This window comes from Moorena sp. SIO2C4, from assembly GCF_010672485.1.
Lineage (GTDB): Bacteria > Cyanobacteriota > Cyanobacteriia > Cyanobacteriales > Coleofasciculaceae > Moorena > Moorena producens.
This window is the reverse complement of sequence record NZ_JAAHGN010001433.1, coordinates 1-1,449: the sequence shown is the minus strand read 5'-3', so window position 1 is coordinate 1,449 and position 1,449 is coordinate 1. Positions and strand designations below refer to the sequence as shown.

1 protein-coding gene is annotated in these 1,449 nt (G+C 46.9%); it reads left to right on the top strand.

The genetic code is table 11. The annotated features are described in order from the left end of the window. Positions 1–20 precede the first annotated feature (20 nt). Positions 21–1,361, top strand: coding sequence for an adenylosuccinate synthase (locus tag F6K20_RS38320; protein WP_008190589.1), 1,341 nt, complete (start codon positions 21–23; stop codon positions 1,359–1,361). Positions 1,362–1,449: the final 88 nt, after the last annotated feature.

Below are 1,449 nucleotides of genomic sequence, written 5' to 3'. Positions count from 1 at the left end.
TTAGCATTCAAAATAAACCCTTGGCTAACGTTGTTGTAATTGGTGCCCAGTGGGGCGATGAAGGAAAAGGCAAAATAACAGATCTGCTGAGTCGTTCAGCAGATGTAGTCGTCCGTTACCAGGGGGGCGTCAATGCTGGGCATACGGTTGTTGTTCAAGGTCAAACCTTTAAACTGCACCTGATACCTTCTGGAATTTTGTATCCGGATACAGAGTGTATTATTGGCTCCGGTACAGTTATTGACCCAGAAATTTTAATTGCCGAACTTGACCAACTTGAAGCACTGGGCATTTCCACTAAAAATCTGCTGATTTCAGACATAGCCCATGTCACGATGCCTTATCATCGATTGATTGACCAAGCATCGGAAGAGCGCCGGGGTAGGCAGAAAATTGGTACCACGGGTCGTGGTATTGGTCCGACCTATGCGGATAAATCAGAGCGTACTGGTATTCGGATCATTGACCTGATGGATCCGGAAGTATTGGTAGAAAAGTTAACCTGGACGATTAATTATAAGAACCCTATTTTAGAGAAGCTCTATAATCTATCGCCCTTAGACCCAGCTGGTGTGATCAAGCAATACCAGGAGTATGCTGAACGGCTAGGCTCCTATGTGGTGGATAGTTCCTTGAAGATTTATGAGGCGATTGAGCAAAAACGCAATATTCTGTTTGAAGGGGCTCAAGGGACACTGCTAGATTTAGATCATGGGACGTACCCCTATGTAACCTCTTCCAATCCAGTGGCTGGCGGAGCTTGTGTGGGTGCTGGTGTCGGACCGACAATGATTGATCGGGTGATTGGTGTGGCAAAAGCTTACACAACCAGAGTCGGAGAAGGACCGTTTCCCACAGAGATTCACACTCGAGAAGGAGAGTTACTTTGTGAGCTAGGATCAGAATTTGGGACAACCACCGGTCGCCGCCGCCGTTGTGGCTGGTTTGATGCCGTCATTGGTCGCTACGCTGTTCGGATTAATGGTCTTGACTGTCTAGCGATCACCAAACTGGATGTACTCGATACCTTTGAAGAAATTAAGGTCTGCGTCGCCTATGAAATTGACGGTGAACTCACTCGGGAATTTCCTAGCAGTACTAGCGTGTTTGCCCGATGCCAGCCCGTTTACAAAACCCTATCAGGTTGGCAAAAATCTACTGCTGAATGTCGGTCTTTAGAGGATTTACCAAAGGAAGCCTTGGATTATCTTAAATTCCTGGCAGAACTGATGAAAGTTCCTATTGCTGTGGTTTCCTTAGGAGCCAGCCGTGACCAGACAATTATTGTGGAAGACCCAATCCATGGTCCAAAGCGAGCACTATTGGATGCTAGCGGTACACCGATAACTTCGGGAGTTTAAGTGCGTCAGGGTATCAGGGCGTCAGGGTGTCAGTCGGAGAGTTTGAATCTCAGTAGTTTCCGATTCGATTAAAAACCCTGACCTCAAA